We start from the raw sequence: 18,700 nt of genomic DNA, 5'->3' as shown, positions 1-18,700 counted from the left end.
TATCCTTATTTTAAACTCTTAAAAAATGAATTTTTATAGAATACAGTCTATAAATTGTCTTATTTTGTTAGTTTATTTAATATATATATGCTAATATTATAGTTTTGTTTTAATTTTTTTAGATCAAAATAAAAGGTCTGGTGACATGTTTAAAAACAAGAAAGCTAAAATTTAAAAATCATGATATGATTAAAGCAAATCAGTTAGATAAAAAAGTTGTTGTAAAATTATTACATGATTGTTTTATTGATATTTTAATTCCAAATTCAATTAATTATACCATTAAAAAAGATAAAAATAGAAGTAGTAGGATGATGGCTTTAATGGAATATCAGTTTGATATGGCTATGAAGTATGGGACAATATTTGTAAATGAAGATAAAAGTGCCTGTATATTGTATATAAATAAAGTTCATTTTAATTTAATCAATTTAATTTGGGATTTTAAGCTAGTTATTAATTGTATAGGTATTGATAATATTTTTAAAACTGTAAAAAGGGAGAGAATTTTAAATAAACAACATCCTAAAGAAGTTTTTAAACATTTATGGTTAATGGGAGTTTCGCCTTCTTTACAAGGAAAGGGAATAGGTTCTCATATGTTGCAAAAAACATTGAATAACTACAAGAATAATCTTATATACGTTGAGACAACAACTGATGAAAATGTGAAATTTTATAAAAAAAATGGATTTTCAATTTTTCATCAAACGTTAGAATTAGATTACCCTCTTTACTTTATGAAAAAAGATGTTTAATACAGAGATTTATTTCTGTAGTGTAGATGAAATAAAAACTAAAGTCGTTGCAACAAGTATACAATAGGCACATTACATAAAGCATGTATGATAGAAATGAAAGAAGGAAATAAAAGGTCTGGTGACATATTTAAAAATAAGAAAACTAAAATTTAAAAATTATGATATGATTAAAGCAACTAAAGATCAGTATAGAATAATTAATGCTATTTTGACTAAAGCATTTAAAGATAATAAATCAATTAATTATGTACTGAAATCTAAAAAAGAAAAATATATTTCTAAGTTAATGGATTATGCTTTATATAATGGAAAATATTTTGGAGAGGTATTTTTTAATGAAGAAGAAACAGCCTGTTCAATAATGATAGATACTAAGAGAAAAACGACAACATTAGGATCAATATTTCAAGATATAAAATTTGTTTTTGAAGTAGTTGGATTGTTTAATTTAAAGAAAGTATATTTAAAAGAAGTTATTACAAAAAGCTCCTTACCTAAAGATATAGATTTTGTTCAATTATGGTTTTTAGGAGTTAAAGAAGAAGAACAGGGTAACGGAATAGGGAGTAAATTTTTAAAAGAAATTATTGAGTACTATAAAGGAAAAACACAAGCGATATGCCTAGAAACTTCAACAATAAGAAATATAGATTTTTATAAAAAAAATAGATTTGAAATTTATAATATAGCAGATTTTGGTTATAGTTTTTACTTTTTTATTTATAAGTATTAATTATGTTTGGTACAGAAATTTATAAGGTAACATTTATATATTAATAATTACAAAACCTACATGGTAGAGTAGAGATGCGTTTTAACGCATCTCTACATATATTATAATATCTTTCTTCTAAAAATAACGTATATTAATTCGCATTCCAGTCGATCTTTCTGGAGAAATACATTACTAATGCAAGAATAATAAATAAACCGATGCTGCCACCAAGTAAAGCATAATTTTCCATTTGTATAATTACAAATATAAAAGTATACAGAGCCGTTAATGCCAGTCCTATAAAAGCAGGGAATTTTTTATTCTTTAATATAGAAACAGAGTAGAGAGAGATCAGTATTATAACAGCAGCAGCACTAATAATATAAGCCTTTAAGAAATTACTGTGTTCCGTTATAGATACCAGTAAAGTATAGAACATGATTAATGCCAGACCAATCATTGTATACTGAAAAATATGAATTTTGATCTTACTGATAGATTGTATCAGGAAGAAGATCAGAAAAGTCAGCCCAATGATAAGAAAGCCATATTTAGAAGCACGTTCATTTTGCTGATATTCATCTACCGGAATAACAAAATCAACACCAAAAGCATACTGTTTCAAATCAGGAAGCCTTTCAAACGAAGACTGTGTAAAAGCTCTGTTAATATGCAGTATTTTCCAGTCCGCTTCAAATCCGTTATCCGTTATCTTCTTCGTTTTATCATTTGGGAGGAAATTGCCGTTAAAGCTTGGAGAATGCCAGTTAGACGTTATTCGGGCTTCCGTTGTTTTACCTATTGGTACCAGTGATAATTGTTTACTTCCGTTATATTTGATATTAAAATCAAACGAAACAGCTTCGTTATTCAATAGGCTTTCAAAATCTAAAAATGGAGTTTCAAGAGCTTCAACTATAGTACCGGAATCATAGTTGTAAATAGGTTCAAAAGTATATTCTTTATCCGCCAGTTCAATTTTTACTTCATCTTTAATACTTTTTAAATTACCGGTTTGTATCAGTATAGTTGTATTTTTCCATAGAATATCTTCAGCATGAATATTTTTGGCACTAAAATCCGGTTGGATATATTTACCTTTAAAGTTCATTTTAGTAGTGAATACAACTGATTCATAATTGTTTCGTTTTAATAATTTTGTTTCTACATCAGTAGTATTGACCAGTTCCTCAGGAAAGAAATAGGCATATTTTATTTCCTTTGTTTTTTCAATTATTACCGCCTTTGTTTTTTCATCTATTAAGCGTGATTCAGTATAGGAATTATAAGGGACTTTTAAAACAGGACCATAGAAATAAACTTCTCCTCCCCATTTATCATTGATTTCATTAATAACATCCTTTTCCCTGTAAGCTCTTTCAGTAATCAGGTTTCGGACTATACTCAGCGGAATTAATAGAATTAAGGTCAATATCCCCACCATTGCAATGCGTACGGTATTAGACTGCCAGAATCGGACTTTGTTGGTGTTGATTGTAGGTTGTTCCATGATGATTTGTTTTAAATAATTAATAATTTAAGTGATTGAAAAAGTATCTCGAATATTCTGTATCGGTAAATTCAGTATTTTGATGAATAGAATACGATATCTATTATTTTATCTTTTATTTTAAAAAGTTCTTTGAATTTCAAAGTTGTTATGTAAAAAAAAGAGCTAACCTTTTTGTATTAGTTTTTCCAGTGCTTCAATATGCTCTCTAAAAGCTTTTTTTCCGGATTTTGTTGCGATATAACGTGTGTTTGGTTTCTTTCCTATGAATTGTTTTTCCACTACAATATAATTTTCTGCTTCAAGAGCTTTAGTGTGACTTGCCAGATTACCGTCTGTAACCCCCAGAAGCTCTTTGAGAGTAGTAAAATCAGCAGATTCGTTTACCATGAGTACTGACATAATACCAAGACGAATTCTATGATCAAAAGCTTTGTTTATATTTAATAAGATGTTTTTCAAATTATTTTTTTCTATCGTATTTAAAGTACATTATAGTTCCGTAAAGAATGTGACAAAAACCAAATCCAAAAGCCCAAAAGTACAAAGCATTTCCGGAATAATTAGTAGCTAATAATCCTAAAAAAGTAATTGTTATTCCTAGATAGCGAACATCTCTAACTGTATATTTACTGGCATTAACACAAGCAAGTCCGTAAAAGATCAGAGTTACCGGAGCTATTAAACCATATGATTTATTCTTTAATAAAAGTAAAGCAAAAATGCCACCAGTTACTAATGGAATAAGAAAGTTAATAATTAGTCTTTTAGAAGTGGCATTCCATATTTTTTCCCCCTGATTTTTTGCTTTTATTGCACTTAATACAGCAGCTGTTATTACAGAAAGAATCAGAACAATAAAGGCAGTCAGCATTATATTTTTAAAAGTACTACTTTCCAGAGTTACATAGCGACCAACATGTTTGTTTAATATAGAATTAGCTATAAAAGCACCAATTAAGGCATAAATACCCGCTAATATACCTGAAAGTCCACTTAAAGAAATAAACTGAGATGATCTGTTCATCATATTTTTTATTTCATGTATGTCCTGTAAATATTTTTTCTTCATTTTAAAGTACTTTGAGATACAAAGTAAAGTATAAATTATGGAACAGCCAAATTATTTTTACAAATTCGGTTTAAAGTTAGCGGAGCAATAAATAAGTTTTCAGTTCCAGTTTCCAGTATTCAAAACTATCAACTATCAATTGTAAACTATCAACTAAACCAACTATTATCATTAAATTTGAGTACTTAATTCTATACTTATTCTATAATGCAAGAACTCATTCATGTTAATAAAAAATTCAATAAAATTATTTATTCAGATCAATCTATCAGAGGAAGAGAATTTGACAACTGTATTTTTACAGATTGTGATTTTTCCAATAGTAATTTTTCCGGTAACCGATTCAACGAATGTGATTTTATCAATTGTAATATGGCAATGATACAATTAAAAGGAACAAGTATGAATACAATCAGTTTTAGAGATTGTAAACTGTTAGGTGTTAATTTTAATGAATGTGATGATTTTCTGTTTAGTGTGAGTTTTGAAAATAGTATTCTGGATTATAGTTCTTTTATCAGGAAAAAAATGCCAAAAACGAAGTTTCTGAATTGTTCCTTAAGAGAAACGGTATTCAGTGAAACAATTCTAACCGGATCAAAATTTGAAAATTCAGATTTGCAGAGAGCTGTATTTAATACTACCGACCTAAGACAAACTGATTTTAAAACAGCTAGAAATTACGATATTGATCCGGAGCTTAACAATATTCAAAAAGCAAAATTTTCATTTCCAGATGTAATTAATCTGTTAGCAAAATATGATTTGAGAATAGAATAATATTTTTCGCTTAATTTTATTCTCGTAATTATGAGTTTATTAACTATATTTGTATCGTTATAAAGAACAATATTTTTAATAACGGTAAAAAAACACTATGAAAAAGAACATTATAAAGGGAGTATTGTCTTTAGCAGTACTGTTTTTGATAAGTTGTAATTCTAATAAGGCAAAAGAATCGAATTTATCCGTGGATTCTATAGAATTAATAGACAAAACAGAAACTATATCTGTACAAGGAAAAGTAGAAGAGATGGATTATGGCAAGGATGGATATACTGCCAAACTGGTAACAGAGGATAGAAAAGTTTATTTTATAACTATAAGTATTCCAAATATGGATAATCCGGAACAATTCAAAACGGTGAAGATAGGTGATGTTATAGAGGTGAAAGGAGATCTATGGAGAATGGAAGATGATAATTATATCACAGTTCGTGATATAGAATATTAAAGATATATTGAAAATAAAAAGGCATCTCGTAAAACGGATGCCTTTTCTATATTGTAAAAAATTAAAATTAGATTTCTTTAAATTCTGAATATTGCTCCGACCGTAAGAATTGTTTCAGCAAAGAAAAACTCCTGAGAAGCTTTATCCGATTTGCTTTGTGTTGTTCTAATGTCCTGCATATTAATATATCCTCCTTTTAGTTCTCCCTGAACAAAGAAGTGTTTAAAGAATGTTACGTTCAGACCCGCTTTAGCAGATACTCCGTAACCCGCAATATGAAATTCATCATATCGTTCTTTTCCTAAAAGCATGGTGTTTGTTTTTGGATATAAAACTCCTGCTCCGATACCTTCAGTAACGTTTAACTGGATTTTGTCAGTATCCCATCCAAAAAGAAGAGAAGTAAAATCATCAACCCTTGCAACTTCAATATTTACATAGTTTAAACCATCAGTATGCTCAAAAGTTAAGAAATCTTCAGTAAGCTGCTGAGGATAATCAGTATAGTTTCCGTTAAAATTTCCTCCCGGAATATTGATTGTACCGTTTAATTTTGCAGTCTGGTTTTGAGTCATTACATATTTCATGTGGTCAATACCCAATGAAATATTATATTTATCACTGATGAAATAACCTATACGAAAGTTTGTTTGAGGAATAGTCATTCTACCTGGGTTGATATAATCAACATGATACCCTTTTGGTTTATCATGAGCTTTTACATCCTGTAAAGTGAAGTCATAATTATCACCTCTGAAACGAATATCAGATTTTGTAAAATGACCGCGGTTTCCTCCCCAGTAAATATAGAATTTACCTTTATTATGAGCAGTGTATTTTTCCGGAGTTATTGCTGCATCTTGAGCAAAGGTGTGTAGTGAAAAAAACACAAAAAGCAACACAACTATTTGTAATGGATGTTTCAATTTAATTAATTTTAGTTATAAATGAATTTTAAAATGTATTTACTGTTTTTCTGATAGCAACTAATTTAGTCATTAGATCTTCTAAATAATCTAAATGCAACATATTAGCACCATCACTTTTAGCATTAGCAGGATCAAAATGGGTTTCGATAAAAATACCATCTGCTCCTACAGCAATTCCTGCTTTGGCAATCGTTTCGATCATATCAGGGCGTCCTCCTGTTACACCGACTGACTGATTCGGTTGTTGTAAAGAGTGAGTTACATCCAGAACGGTTGAAGCATATTGTTTCATAGTTGGAATACCTCTAAAATCAACTATCATATCCTGATAACCGAACATAGTTCCCCGGTCTGTGACCATTACTTTATCGTTCTGGCAGTCTAATACCTTTTGTACAGCATGTTTCATACTTTCAGGACTCATAAACTGTCCTTTCTTTAGGTTTACTGTTTTTCCGGTTTCAGCTGCAGCTATCACTAAATCGGTCTGACGAACTAAAAAAGCTGGGATTTGTAGAATATCAACATATTCTGCAGCCATTCTTGCATCCTCATTAGTATGAATATCCGTTACTGTCGGAACACCAAAAGTCTGAGATACCTTTTGTAATATTTTTAGAGCTTTTTCATCACCAATTCCGGTAAAACTATCAATTCTTGAACGATTTGCTTTTTTGAACGATCCTTTAAATACATAAGGGATCTGTAACTTATCAGTAATAGAAACAATTTTTTCAGCAATTCTCATTGCCATTTCTTCACCTTCAATAGCGCAGGGACCAGCTAATAAAAAGAAATTTCCGCTGTCTAAATGTTTAATTTGTGGTATATTTTGTAAGTTCATTTTTCCTGTTTTTTAACTTTGCAAAGATACTAATTAATTTAATCGTAATATCAATAATTCAGTCCATCAGAAAATAGGCTTTTTTTTATAAAAGAAGCTGTTTTTTTATCAATTGTTTAAGTATATTAATCAGAAAATGATCTTATTTTATTTCATTTGTTGGTTAACGAAGAGTCAAACAGAAATTTAAAAGGCTATTATCAAGCGCTTTTTGAGGTAATCAGAATACTTTTGTCTGATTTAGAATTTATTTTTTAAGAGTGAACCCTACCGGAACCATTATTTCCCCTTTTTCATACATATCAAGATATAAGATCACCGGTTTTCCTTGTCCTTCCCATATAATTTCATACTGATCCAGTAAACCACCGCCCATTTCTGTTTTCTTAGTAGGAAAAGGACAGCATTTACCGATTTTTTTATAAGTAATCTTTTCACCATTTGGTCCCAGTAAAGCATTTAGAAAACGATTTTCATTGACAGTACCTTCCTTTAATGTTGTAAAGCCTACATTCACAGGATAGTTCTGATGATATCCATATTTCTTATCTGTACTGAATTTTGTGATTTCAAAACGATTATCTGCTGTTATTTTCGGAGCAGTAACAGTATCATCAATATTTTTAATCGTTGATTTTGTGCTAATACATGAAGTGGCGCACAATATCAATACTATTCCGGTAATTAAAATATTTTTTTTCATAATTAATCTAATGTAAATGTATTATATACACTGTTTGATAGTGCAAAAATAAGATATTCATCCATATAGTTGATAGTTTTTAATTGATAGTTGATAGTTTTGCTTTGTGAACTGAGACTGTAAACTGCTGGTTGTTGGTTGTTAGTTGTTAGTTGTTAGTTGTTGGTTTGTGAACTGAGACTGTAAACTGAATACTTTACATCTTGATTCTTGGCTCTTGTTTCTTTTCTCTACATATCGTATATCAAATATTGTCTATTGTAATAGATGTTACATGACACTTAAATTGTAATTTGTATTTTTGTAAAAAAATATAATTTATTATGGAATGGATTTACCAAACCTGGCCATGGTATGTGTCAGGATTTATAATAGGAATATGTATGTTATTCCTCACTTATTTTGGAAAAAATTTTGGAATATCTTCTAACTTGAGAACACTTTGTACAATGTCCGGAGCCGGAAAATTTTCTGATTTTTTCAGATTTGACTGGAAAAGTCAGCGTTGGAACCTAATAGTTGTTGCAGGAATGATCATTGGAGGATATATCGGAACCCATATTTTAAGTAATAGAAACGGAGTAAATATTAACCCGGTTACGATTGAACAATTATCTAAAATGAAAATAGACGCTCCTGAAGGTAAATTAGTTCCTGATGCTTTGTTTAGTCCAGAAGCTGCTCAGACACCAAAAGGGTTTCTGATCCTGTTAATAGGAGGTCTGTTAGTTGGTTTTGGAACCCGTTATGCAGGAGGTTGTACTTCCGGTCACGCTATTTCCGGACTCAGTAATTTACAGATACCTTCATTAATAGCAGTCATAGGATTTTTTCTGGGAGGTTTAATCATGGTACACTTACTGTTACCTTTAATTTTTTAATATAAAAGAGATATGAAATATTTAAAATATTTACTGGTAGGGATAGTATTAGGCATTGTAATGACTAAATCAGAAGCTGTTTCCTGGTATAGGATTTATGAAATGTTCAATTTCCAGTCTTTCCATATGTATGGGATTATAATGGTTGCAATAGGTACAGGAGTAATTGGTTTACAAATTTTTAAACGCAATAAAGTAAAAAGTATTGACGGAGAGCTAATTGTTATCGCAGATAAAGAAAAGAGTTTTGCCAGATATAGTATAGGAGGTATAATATTTGGATTAGGATGGGGATTAGTAGGAACCTGTCCCGGACCTATATTTACTTTAATAGGTGCCGGTTTCTGGAGTGTACTAATCGTGTTTTTTGGAGCAATATTCGGAACCTTTTTCTATGGTCTTATAAAAGATAAACTACCTCATTAATAGTAGAACAAGCCAATGCAGAATAAAAAAAGACCTCTTAATTTTAGAGGTCTTTCTTTATATTTAAATTATCTCAGCACTTAAGCCGGCTTCCAGTAATTGTGTACATTGTGGTTTAAGGTCATTAATCGGACCTGTTTTAACCGTACATTTTCCTTTATAATGAACTAATAAAGCACATTGTTCTGCCTGTTCAGAAGTGTGCTCGCAAACTTTAATTAAAGTATCAATAACATGATCAAAAGTATTCACATCATCATTGTAAAGGACTATCTCATTATTAACAGAAGTAATTTCTTCTACTAATACCTCTTCTAAAATTTTTTCTTTTGTACTCATATTCAGTGATTTAATAAAATGCTAATTTACATATTTTAAAGCAACCCAATTATTTTTTTGAAACTTTTTAACATATTTCAGTCCTTTTTCTGAGCAGGAAGCATCAATAACAGGAATATCTTCTTCATAAAAACCACTTAATAAAAGCGTTCCATTTGGGTTCAGACAATCAACATAATGTTGCATATCATTTAACAGAATATTTCTGTTGATATTAGCAATAATAAAATCATATTTTTTATCTGTCAGCATAGAAGCATCACCCTCATAAGCAGTAATATGTTTACAATTATTTCGTTCTATATTTTCTATAGAATTCAGGTAGCACCAGTTGTCAATATCAATAGCATCAATAGGTTCAGCCCCTTTCATTTCTGCCAATATAGCCAGTATTGCCGTTCCACATCCCATATCCAGAGTCTTTTTCCCTTTTACATCAGATTCTAAAAGATGCTGTATCATCATAAAAGTAGTTTCATGATGACCCGTTCCGAAACTCATTTTAGGCTCGATAACAATATCATATTGGGTGTTTTTCTTTTCATGAAATGGTGCTCTGACATAACATGTACCATCAACTTCAATCGGATCAAAGTTCTTTTCCCATTCCTCATTCCAGTTTACCTGTTCTATTTCTTCAAAAGTATAACCGATCTTGAATTCCTCAGAATCCAGTATCTGAATATCTTTTAAAATAGTATCCGTCCAGAGTTCTTTCTGTACATAAGCAGATAAGCCTTTTTCCGTTTCAATAAAACTTTCAAAAGGAGTATCTTCAAGTTGTGCAATTAATATTTCAGACCCCGGTTCCTTTGGCTCAACCGTAAAATGATACCCTATATATATATTCGACATGATTTTAAATTTTTGCAAAGGTACAATCGTTTAGTATATATTTTTTAAATATCTATGATAATTTGATTAGGGTATTATTTTGTACAATTATCTGTTTTTTTCAACTGATATTGAGAAATAACAGCTTTTAAAGAGGCAATTTCCTTTTCAAGTATTTTTTTATTTTTTATAAGCTGATTATTTTGTTTTTTAAGTAGCTTAATTTGTTTTTTTTTAATTTCTTTATGTCCTAATATTATCTCAATATCTATTTCTAATATTTCCGCAATTAAAATTACTCTGTCCATTGTAAGTTTTATGTTTCCATTTTCTGTTTTGGCATAAAGACTTTGGGAAATACCAATTTTATAAGCCATATACTCTTGACTATACTCTTTTTTAATTCTGTTTTTTTTAATTCTTTTAGCTATATCTATATTCATTTGTATTTGTGTATTATACATAACGCAAATTACGTTAAAAATAATATTTTTTAAAGTGAATTTTTTACAAATATTTTAGTTTATTAATATAGTATTCATTTTTTTAATAAATTATTCATAATATGAATTGTTCATGTTTCTTTTTTAAAATAGGTTTGCACCTTGTTAAAAAATCACCTAGAGCTCAGGTAATAAGGAGTAAACTGAAAAGCCTTCAAATTAGAGTAAGTATTTAATTGAAATATATTTATATGGAAAAACAAAAACAATGTATAATGAGATTCACAAAATTGAAATTTGTAGTGTTGACTTGTGCAGGTTTAATTATTAGTTCTTGTAGTAAAGAAGAATTGGAAGATGTTAATGTAAATAAAATTAATAATGAATCAGTTGCTGAAGATGGACAAACAGCAACAACATTAAAAGAATTAGGTTATGATTCTTATAACGATTTGTTGAATGACGGATGGGAGGTAGTTTCCAAAATAAAGCAACCTGAGGAGGTTTTAAAACCAGAAGCAAAGGGGACAACAATGATAAGAGTACCAATATCACAATCATTAAGTAAAATAAAGGTAAAATTAAATCAAAATCATCTAAAAGATTTGGGGTATTCTGACGCTATATTAAGAGCAATATATTACAGCCGTTTTAACGTAGTACCAGACGGTGTTAGTATAAATAATTATGGAACAAAATGGGCTCCTTCTCCATTGCTTTCAGAGAGATATAACTGGCATGCTTATATAGAAACAGGAACACCTAAAGTAACATCAAGATATACAAACGAACCGGAATATAATTATTCTGTTTTTTGGGCATATAATTATTCAGATAAGGAAGAATATGTTAAGAAATCTTTCCAATATATAGTAGGTAAAACAACAAACTGGTCAGTAAGTAGTACTATAGAAACAACAGTAGGTGGTAAAGTAGGTATTCCATTAGTAGCAGAAGGGACTGTTGAAGTTAAAATAGGAGTTACTGCCGGAGGAGGAGGAGGAACATCGGAAACAAAAACCAGTATAGATGGCTATGAAGGAACAATACCGGCTCGTTCTAAAAGAAAAATTGTTATGAGACAAAAAATCACGAATACCCTGGTAGATTATCAATTTCCTGTAAATATTACAGGGAAGGTAGGTCTTAATTTTTCCAAGACAGTAAAAGGACATTATTTTTGGTGTGCATCTGCAAGAATATTAAATCCAAAAAATAATATACAAGAAGGAACTATTAGCATAAAGAATAGATCTGATGTAGAGATAATTGCATATAAACCAATTCCTCTATAGTTGATAATTATATTGATTTAAGATTTATTATTCTATATTTATTAAACATAAGTTTTTTAAATATTTAATAATGATAATAAGAAAGACTGTTTCATAATAAAATGAAACAGTCTTTTTTTATTACCAGAATATTATTTACAGTATCTAAGATAAGATCATAACCTTATCATTCATATATGTTAGAATAGTAAGTAATAGTAAAAGTAGCCTAACTTAATTTTATTAAATTAAATTAAATGTAATTCCCATATCTTTACAGAATCCGAATCTATATTTGTTATTCAGAACATTAAACCTATAAGATGAAAAACAAGATTACATTATTTTTATTATTTTTTATTTATATCTCACAAGCTCAGAATATAAAATTTGAAACAAAAGACAATGATTTAAAATTAGCAGCTTTACCCTATTACAGCTATGGTAAAGGATTAGGGCTAACCTCACCGGACAGTATTTTTCAGTTGAATATACGGTTCAGAATGCAGAACAGAATAGGATATATCAAAAATGAAGGTGAAGAAACGGCTTATGATGGACAGATTCGTCGTTTGCGATTGCGTTTCGACGGCTATGTAGGAAGTCCACAATTTCTGTATGCCATACAATTATCCTTTGCTCCCGGAGATACAGGGGAGATTGTAGAAGGGGAAAATCTAAATATCATCAGAGATGCAGTTGTTTTCTACAGACCCAATAAACACTGGAATATTGCTTTTGGTCAGACTAAGTTACCCGGAAACCGACAAAGAATTAATTCATCCGGTGCTTTAGATCTGACAGATCGTTCCATTAATAATGCTAAATTTAATATTGACCGGGATTTTGGTTTTCAGGTCTATTATCTACATGAAAATTTTGATAAATTTTCCTATAATATAAAAACCGCCGTAAGTACCGGAGAAGGGCGAAACTGGACAAAAAGTCCAGATAACGGAGTTGCTTTTACCGCAAAAGGAGAGCTATTCCCTTTCGGTACCTTTACAAAAGACGGAACTAATTTTGAAGGAGATATTGTCCGGGAAAAAACACCAAAGTTAATGTTGTCAGGAGTATATCATCATAATGACAAAGCCAGAAGAACACAAGGACAGCTCGGTAAAGATCTATTTGCAGAAAGAACAATGCAGTCCGTTTTTCTGGACGCCATGCTGAAATATAATGGTTGGTCCTTTATGACTGCCTATATGTCCAGAAGAGCAGACGATCCGATCACTTTTAATCCTGAAGATATAACACAGAAGAGTTTCGTTTATGTAGGAGAAGGAATGGATTATCAGTTGAGTTATGTATTTCCAACCAATTATGAGATTGTAGGACGATTTTCCACTCAGAAAGTAGAGCAGAGCATAAGAAGTTTAGCTCCCAATACAAACGAATACAGTATTGGTGTAACTAAATATATATGGGAACATGCCTTTAAATTGCAGACCGAACTGACCTTTGATGAGCTGAAGTTCCATGATGGGTCAACTAAAAATAACTGGTATGTTCGTTTTCAGGTAGAGATTGGAATTTAATCTGGATTATTCGATTACTTCGTCTGTTTATTCTTTTAGGCTCGAGTGTTAGATTATTGGATTAAAGTTAGTTATAGAAATAAAAAAGGGGATCTGAATATTCAGATCCCCTTTTTTATAATAGAATATTTCTTATATAGCATTTACAATAGCAAGGAAATCATCTGCTTTCAGGGCAGCCCCACCAATTAATCCGCCATCTACATCCGGTTTAGAGAATATTTCCTTAGCATTATCCGGTTTTACACTTCCTCCATACAGAATAGAAACTCCATCAGCTACAGTTTGTCCGAATTTATCAGCAATTGTTTTTCTGATAAAAGCATGCATTTCCTGCGCCTGTTCCGGAGAAGCCGTTTCCCCTGTTCCAATAGCCCATACCGGTTCATAAGCCAGTACAACATCCTTCCACTGTTCCGCAGTAAGGTGAAATAGAGCGTTGCTTAATTGGCTTTCTACTAAATTAAAGTGATTATCAGCTTGTCTGTCCTTCAATTCCTCACCAAAGCAGAAAATAATAGTAAAATTATGTTTTAAAGCAGTATTTACTTTCTCAGCCAGAAGACTATCCGTTTCATTAAAATAAGCACGTCTTTCAGAATGTCCTAAAATAACCGTATTAATATTAATACTTTTAAGCATATCAGCAGAAATCTCACCCGTAAAAGCTCCACTTTCAGCCTGGTGCATATTCTGAGCAGCAACAATTATATTAGTACCCGATGTTTTTTGAGCAGCACTGTTCAGATTCACATAAGTAGGAGCAACCACAATTTTAGTTGTAGTTTCAAAAGGTCTTTTTAATAATAGTTCATTTAATAAAGCATTCGTTTCCTGAATGTTTTTATGCATTTTCCAGTTTCCCGCAACAATTTTCTTTCTCATTATTTATTGTTTTTTAAAATAGTAATCAGTTTTTCATCATCCGCATGAATAGCTTTATGTAAAACTATTTTTCCCTTTTTATCTACAACCATATATCTTGGAATCCAGTCTAAAGTGATAGATTTACCAAAAACACCTCTCATTCCGTCAGAAACTAAATAATGTTCCCCTTTCACATCATATTTTTCAATTGCTTTTTTCCAGGCCTCAGGAGTTTTATCCATTGAAACAGACAGGTAAACAACATTCTTTTTAAAATTTTTATGTAAAGCTTTTATCTTAGGCATATCAACAATACAGTCTTTACACCATGATGCCCATACATCAATAACAATTATTTTTCCTTCATGTTTTTTTAAAATATCCTGAAAACGAATCTGCTCTCCGTTCAGAGTGAGCATTTTTTCAGCCAGACCTTCCGGTGTGAACGATGTGCTCTGAGCGCTTACTTTCATTGATATTAGACTTAAAAAAGCGAATAATAGTATTTTCTTCATTGTATTTTTATTTCTTGTAAATTTAATGAACCTATATAGTTGATATTCTTTTTTTAAATTGTTTTAACAAATATTTATTGTAATCGTATTTTTGGGTCCAGATAAGCATAAATAATATCAACGAGTATATTTATAATAACAAACGTAAAGGCGATAACAATAACGGCACCCATAATAACAGGCAAATCCAGAGTGTTTAAAGCTTCGACAATCTCTTTACCTAATCCGTTCCATCCAAAAATATATTCTACAAAAACAGCTCCTGCAAGCATAGATGCAAACCAGCCCGAAATTGCCGTTACTACCGGATTCAGAGCATTTTTAACCGCATGCTTTTTAATGACCTGAAATTCACTTAATCCTTTTGCTTTAGCAGTTCGGATATAATCCTGTCCTAATACCTCAAGAAGAGAATTACGCATGAGTTGTATTACTACTGCTAATGGACGAATACCTAATACAACAGCAGGTAATACAATATTTTTCCACTGGATAAAATAGCCTTCCCCAAAATCATCTACTTCATATAAGCTTCCTGTCATATTGAGATGTGTGTACTTATTCAGTACAAAACCAAAAAACCAGGCAAAGAGAACAGCACTGAAAAAAGAAGGAATACTCATTCCCAAAGTACTTAACAGAGCAATAAGATGATCAATCCATGTATTTTTATACAATGCAGAGACAATACCTAACAGTATACCGATGATGATTGCAATTATAATTGCAAAACAGGCAAGGATTACAGTATTGGGAAGTGTATCCCCTATGATTTGCGTTACTTTCTTTCCATTCTTCTGAAAGGATTCTCTGAGATAAGGTGTTTTAATGACTACCCTTTCATTTCCAATAGAGAAGAGAGGCAGTGCGTTATATTTACCATCAGACAGATACGTATAATTATCAGGTGATTTACTGTGTAACGAGATAAGGGACAGGTCATTTAAATAATAGAGATACTGTTTTCCTATCGGTTGGTCAAATCCGTATTTTTTCTTTACAATAGCTAATTGCTCTGAGTTTTCATTCTTATCTAGCATCATTCGTGCCGGATCTCCCGGTAATACATTAAATAAAAAGAAGATAACCGTCACAACCCCAAAAAGAGTAATAAGAGCATATCCCGTTTTATTTAGAAAGTATTTAAACAATTTGATTCGGAGAATAAATTACGTTCAATTATTTTAAAATCTGGATTACAGTTCCAGTTTATCAATATCATTATAATGTACTTTCTGTGTAATCGTTCCTTTATTAAGAACTACAATTCCAGGATTAGAGCGTACAATTGTTTTTAGTGTTGTTTCATCGCAGAAATAGAAATCCATATCTAATTTATTTCTTTTTTTGATTTCAGCAATTGTATTTTCCAGTGATGCCGTAACAATAATTACCCTATAGCCTTTTGCTTTAGCCTCTTTGTTTAGTTTTTCCAGTTTATCTAATCCTTTTGGATTTGATTTTGAAAGGTTGTAAGCCATAATCATTACCAGTTTAGGCTCATTAAGCATTTGTTCCGTATAATCTTCCCCGTCTTTTTCAATAGAAAAATCATGAATAGGGACTTCATACCCTTTTTTTATTTCTTTTGTATCCACAGATATATATTCACCATTAGGAACCTGAGGATAAGCCCCTGTATTTACGATTTTTTCTTCTTTTCCGTTTACATTGAATTTCCATGTATATTCATAAACAGCCTTTGGAGCATTATCCGGTACCTTCATTCCTTCCTGTATACTGTTGCCAATTTTGTAAGGTCTGAAATCAACCACAGGTAAATGATTTAGTACATAATAAGCAAAAGCAAAACAAGCAATGATACTTCCTGTCACAACCATGCTTACCCCGTTAGGTTTAAGGAACGGTTTGATATATCTCTGGTGAAAGAACAGAATCAGAATAAATACCAGAAGAACAATATCTTTCATGAAAGTTTCCCAAGGAGCTAATTTCAGTGCATCGCCAAAACATCCACAATCCGTAACCTTATTAAAATAAGCAGAGTAGAATGTCAGGAATGTAAAGAACAAGATCATTAACAGCAGACACCATGTTGTGAATTTTGGTTTAAAACCAAAAAGCAGCATAACCCCCAGCACTACTTCAAAAACAACAACAAATATAGAAATAGCCAAAGCAAAAGGAATCAGAAATTCCAGATTTAATACATCAGCTCCGAAATATTCTTCCAGTTTGAATGAAAATCCGGTAGGGTCATTTAGTTTAATCCATCCTGAAATGATAAATAATATTCCGACAAATATTCTTGAAAAATGTGTTAGTAATTTCATAGTACTATAATCTTTTTATTTTTTTTGTAAATTCCATTAAAATCAGAGCAAAAACAGCATAATTGATCATATCCTGATAATTAGCATCAATACCTTCAGAGACCAGCGTTTTTCCTTTATTATCTTCAATCTGCTTTACACGTAATAGTTTTTGAAGTATCAGATCTGTCAAAGAACTTATTCTGAGATCACGCCAGGCTTCTCCATAATCATGATTTTTAGCCTCCATCAATTCCTTTGCTATTTTGATCTTCTCATCAAAAAGAGCAGTTGCTTCCTCTGTATTCAGATCCGGCTGATCCACAACCCCTTTGTCTAACTGGATTAAAGCCATAACAGAATAATTAATAATTCCAATAAACTCTCCCGTTTCGTCCTCATTTACTTTTCGAATATCATTTTTTTGTAAGCTTCTGATTCGTAAGGTTTTAATGTATATTTGATCCGTTAATGACGGCAGTCTTAAAATGCGCCAGGCACTGCCATAATCTTTCATTTTGTTGATGTATAGCTGTCTGCAAATTGCAATGACGTCATCAAATTCTTGAGAAGTATTATTCATTATTGATGTATCTTTGTATGATAATTTGTTCAAAAATAAGAATAAAAATCAAGTATTATATAGAGATTAAAAACAAAATGTATTGATTAAGCATTTAGAAGATATAAAACAAAATGAATATTAACTGCAAAGGAACTTTGATTGATTTATTTATTCCCAGAGTAATGGGAATATTAAACATAACACCCGATTCATTTTTTGATGGTGGTAAGTATAAAAATGAAGCTGATTTACTGCATCAGGTTGAGAAAATGCTTCTTGACGGAGCTGATTTTATAGATGTAGGTGCTTATTCCTCACGTCCCAATGCGGTGTTTGTTTCCGAAGAAGAAGAACTGAAGAGGATTTTACCTGTAATTACTTTACTGGTAAAACATTTCCCTGATATACTGTTGTCAATAGACACCTTCAGGAGTGCTGTTGCAAAAGCCAGTATCGAACATGGAGCAGCATTGATCAACGATATTGCAGCAGGAGGTTTAGACGATAAAATGTTTCAAGTAATAGGAGAATTAAACGTTCCTTATATTATGATGCATATGCGCGGTACACCACAAACTATGCAGCAGTTTACAGATTATGATGATATTGTAAAAGATATTCTTTATTATTTTTCAGAAAAAATACAGCAGGCAAGAAGTTATAAGATTAACGATCTGATTGTAGATCCCGGTTTTGGCTTCTCCAAAACGATGGAGCAGAATTATGAACTATTTCAGAAAACAGAACTTTTCAAAATTCTGGAGTTACCTGTTTTAGTCGGTATTTCCAGAAAATCGATGCTTTATAAATTATTAGGTATCACACCGCAGGAAGCTCTCAACGGAACAACAGTTCTGAATACAATAGCTCTAACAAAAGGAGCAAATATACTCAGAGTTCACGATGTAAAAGAAGCTGTAGAAACAGTAAAAATAGTATCAGCTCTTAATGGTCAGAATATCAGTCTAAGTTAG

At 31.1% G+C, this 18,700-nt stretch carries 23 protein-coding genes; 9 read left to right on the top strand and 14 right to left on the bottom strand.

Annotation, left to right across the window (positions count from 1 at the left end; translation table 11 throughout):
- The first annotated feature begins 185 nt into the window (after window positions 1–185).
- Entirely contained in the window at window positions 186–758 is a 573-nt protein-coding gene (locus AC4FQX_RS01225) for a GNAT family N-acetyltransferase (RefSeq protein ID WP_491165840.1), read from the top strand.
- Window positions 759–879: 121 nt separating this feature from the next.
- A complete protein-coding gene (locus AC4FQX_RS01220) occupies window positions 880–1,494 on the top strand; it encodes a GNAT family N-acetyltransferase (RefSeq protein ID WP_491165839.1) in 615 nt (204 codons plus the stop codon).
- Between the two features lie 133 nt (window positions 1,495–1,627).
- Here AC4FQX_RS01220 and creD read toward each other — a convergent pair whose 3' ends face one another.
- The 3 genes from creD to AC4FQX_RS01205 form a co-directional block, all read right to left on the bottom strand.
- On the bottom strand, window positions 1,628–2,992 hold the full coding sequence (gene creD / locus AC4FQX_RS01215; protein WP_491166301.1) for a cell envelope integrity protein CreD: 1,365 nt from the start codon (window positions 2,990–2,992) through the stop codon (window positions 1,628–1,630).
- A gap of 159 nt (window positions 2,993–3,151) precedes the next feature.
- Entirely contained in the window at window positions 3,152–3,448 is a 297-nt protein-coding gene (locus tag AC4FQX_RS01210) for a winged helix-turn-helix domain-containing protein (RefSeq protein WP_491165838.1), read from the bottom strand.
- Between the two features lies 1 nt (window position 3,449).
- Complete coding sequence (locus AC4FQX_RS01205) at window positions 3,450–4,058, bottom strand: hypothetical protein (protein WP_491165837.1); 609 nt, start codon at window positions 4,056–4,058, stop codon at window positions 3,450–3,452.
- Between the two features lie 207 nt (window positions 4,059–4,265).
- Here AC4FQX_RS01205 and AC4FQX_RS01200 point away from each other — a divergent pair, with 207 nt between their 5' ends.
- Both AC4FQX_RS01200 and AC4FQX_RS01195 read left to right on the top strand, forming a co-directional pair.
- Complete coding sequence (locus tag AC4FQX_RS01200) at window positions 4,266–4,838, top strand: pentapeptide repeat-containing protein (RefSeq protein ID WP_491165836.1); 573 nt, start codon at window positions 4,266–4,268, stop codon at window positions 4,836–4,838.
- Between the two features lie 97 nt (window positions 4,839–4,935).
- Window positions 4,936–5,292, top strand: a complete 357-nt coding sequence (locus AC4FQX_RS01195; RefSeq protein ID WP_491165835.1) for a hypothetical protein — start codon at window positions 4,936–4,938, stop codon at window positions 5,290–5,292.
- Window positions 5,293–5,369: 77 nt separating this feature from the next.
- Here the strand turns inward: AC4FQX_RS01195 and AC4FQX_RS01190 are convergent, their stop codons facing one another.
- The 3 genes from AC4FQX_RS01190 to AC4FQX_RS01180 form a co-directional block, all read right to left on the bottom strand.
- A complete protein-coding gene (locus AC4FQX_RS01190; RefSeq protein ID WP_491165834.1) occupies window positions 5,370–6,218 on the bottom strand; it encodes a hypothetical protein in 849 nt (282 codons plus the stop codon).
- Window positions 6,219–6,246: 28 nt separating this feature from the next.
- Window positions 6,247–7,065 (bottom strand): 3-deoxy-8-phosphooctulonate synthase, encoded by an 819-nt coding sequence (kdsA, locus tag AC4FQX_RS01185; protein ID WP_491165833.1) that lies wholly within the window; start codon window positions 7,063–7,065, stop codon window positions 6,247–6,249.
- Between the two features lie 247 nt (window positions 7,066–7,312).
- Window positions 7,313–7,768 (bottom strand): 2-dehydro-3-deoxyphosphooctonate aldolase, encoded by a 456-nt coding sequence (locus tag AC4FQX_RS01180; protein ID WP_491165832.1) that lies wholly within the window; start codon window positions 7,766–7,768, stop codon window positions 7,313–7,315.
- A 323-nt stretch (window positions 7,769–8,091) separates the two neighbouring features.
- Between AC4FQX_RS01180 and AC4FQX_RS01175 the strand changes: the two genes are divergently transcribed.
- A complete protein-coding gene (locus tag AC4FQX_RS01175; RefSeq protein ID WP_491165831.1) occupies window positions 8,092–8,649 on the top strand; it encodes a YeeE/YedE family protein in 558 nt (185 codons plus the stop codon).
- A 12-nt stretch (window positions 8,650–8,661) separates the two neighbouring features.
- Window positions 8,662–9,075, top strand: a complete 414-nt coding sequence (locus AC4FQX_RS01170; RefSeq protein WP_491165830.1) for a DUF6691 family protein — start codon at window positions 8,662–8,664, stop codon at window positions 9,073–9,075.
- Between the two features lie 63 nt (window positions 9,076–9,138).
- Here the strand turns inward: AC4FQX_RS01170 and AC4FQX_RS01165 are convergent, their stop codons facing one another.
- From AC4FQX_RS01165 to AC4FQX_RS01155, 3 genes are all read right to left on the bottom strand, one after another.
- Window positions 9,139–9,414, bottom strand: a complete 276-nt coding sequence (locus AC4FQX_RS01165) for an ATP-dependent Clp protease adaptor ClpS (RefSeq protein ID WP_491165829.1) — start codon at window positions 9,412–9,414, stop codon at window positions 9,139–9,141.
- A 21-nt stretch (window positions 9,415–9,435) separates the two neighbouring features.
- A complete protein-coding gene (prmA, locus tag AC4FQX_RS01160; RefSeq protein WP_491165828.1) occupies window positions 9,436–10,269 on the bottom strand; it encodes a 50S ribosomal protein L11 methyltransferase in 834 nt (277 codons plus the stop codon).
- A 74-nt stretch (window positions 10,270–10,343) separates the two neighbouring features.
- On the bottom strand, window positions 10,344–10,691 hold the full coding sequence (locus AC4FQX_RS01155) for a helix-turn-helix domain-containing protein (protein ID WP_491165827.1): 348 nt from the start codon (window positions 10,689–10,691) through the stop codon (window positions 10,344–10,346).
- A 275-nt stretch (window positions 10,692–10,966) separates the two neighbouring features.
- Here AC4FQX_RS01155 and AC4FQX_RS01150 point away from each other — a divergent pair, with 275 nt between their 5' ends.
- Both AC4FQX_RS01150 and AC4FQX_RS01145 read left to right on the top strand, forming a co-directional pair.
- The gene (locus tag AC4FQX_RS01150; protein WP_491165826.1) at window positions 10,967–11,986 is read left to right on the top strand and encodes an ETX/MTX2 family pore-forming toxin; all 1,020 of its coding nucleotides are present in this window, start codon (window positions 10,967–10,969) and stop codon (window positions 11,984–11,986) included.
- 302 nt (window positions 11,987–12,288) lie between these two features.
- Complete coding sequence (locus AC4FQX_RS01145) at window positions 12,289–13,506, top strand: porin (RefSeq protein WP_491165825.1); 1,218 nt, start codon at window positions 12,289–12,291, stop codon at window positions 13,504–13,506.
- Between the two features lie 132 nt (window positions 13,507–13,638).
- Here the strand turns inward: AC4FQX_RS01145 and tpiA are convergent, their stop codons facing one another.
- The 5 genes from tpiA to AC4FQX_RS01120 all read right to left on the bottom strand — a co-directional run bounded on the left by tpiA (window position 13,639) and on the right by AC4FQX_RS01120 (window position 17,744).
- Entirely contained in the window at window positions 13,639–14,391 is a 753-nt protein-coding gene (tpiA, locus tag AC4FQX_RS01140; RefSeq protein ID WP_491165824.1) for a triose-phosphate isomerase, read from the bottom strand.
- Window positions 14,391–14,888: a TlpA family protein disulfide reductase gene (locus AC4FQX_RS01135; RefSeq protein WP_491165823.1), complete on the bottom strand. Its 498-nt coding sequence runs from the start codon at window positions 14,886–14,888 to the stop codon at window positions 14,391–14,393. The genes tpiA and AC4FQX_RS01135 overlap by 1 nt, the downstream gene beginning before the upstream one ends.
- Window positions 14,889–14,962: 74 nt before the next feature.
- The gene (locus tag AC4FQX_RS01130; RefSeq protein ID WP_491165822.1) at window positions 14,963–16,039 is read right to left on the bottom strand and encodes an ABC transporter permease; all 1,077 of its coding nucleotides are present in this window, start codon (window positions 16,037–16,039) and stop codon (window positions 14,963–14,965) included.
- Between the two features lie 45 nt (window positions 16,040–16,084).
- The gene (locus AC4FQX_RS01125) at window positions 16,085–17,182 is read right to left on the bottom strand and encodes a BT_3928 family protein (RefSeq protein WP_491165821.1); all 1,098 of its coding nucleotides are present in this window, start codon (window positions 17,180–17,182) and stop codon (window positions 16,085–16,087) included.
- 4 nt (window positions 17,183–17,186) lie between these two features.
- Window positions 17,187–17,744: a DUF1599 domain-containing protein gene (locus AC4FQX_RS01120; protein ID WP_491165820.1), complete on the bottom strand. Its 558-nt coding sequence runs from the start codon at window positions 17,742–17,744 to the stop codon at window positions 17,187–17,189.
- A gap of 113 nt (window positions 17,745–17,857) precedes the next feature.
- On the opposite strand from AC4FQX_RS01120, the gene folP reads away from it, so the two are divergent.
- Window positions 17,858–18,700 carry a dihydropteroate synthase gene (folP, locus tag AC4FQX_RS01115; RefSeq protein ID WP_491165819.1) on the top strand — a complete coding sequence of 281 codons (843 nt, stop codon included), beginning with the start codon at window positions 17,858–17,860 and terminating at the stop codon, window positions 18,698–18,700.

It is taken from the genome of Flavobacterium sp. AK-301, from assembly GCF_058310215.1.
This window is presented reverse-complemented; position numbering and strand designations above follow the sequence as displayed.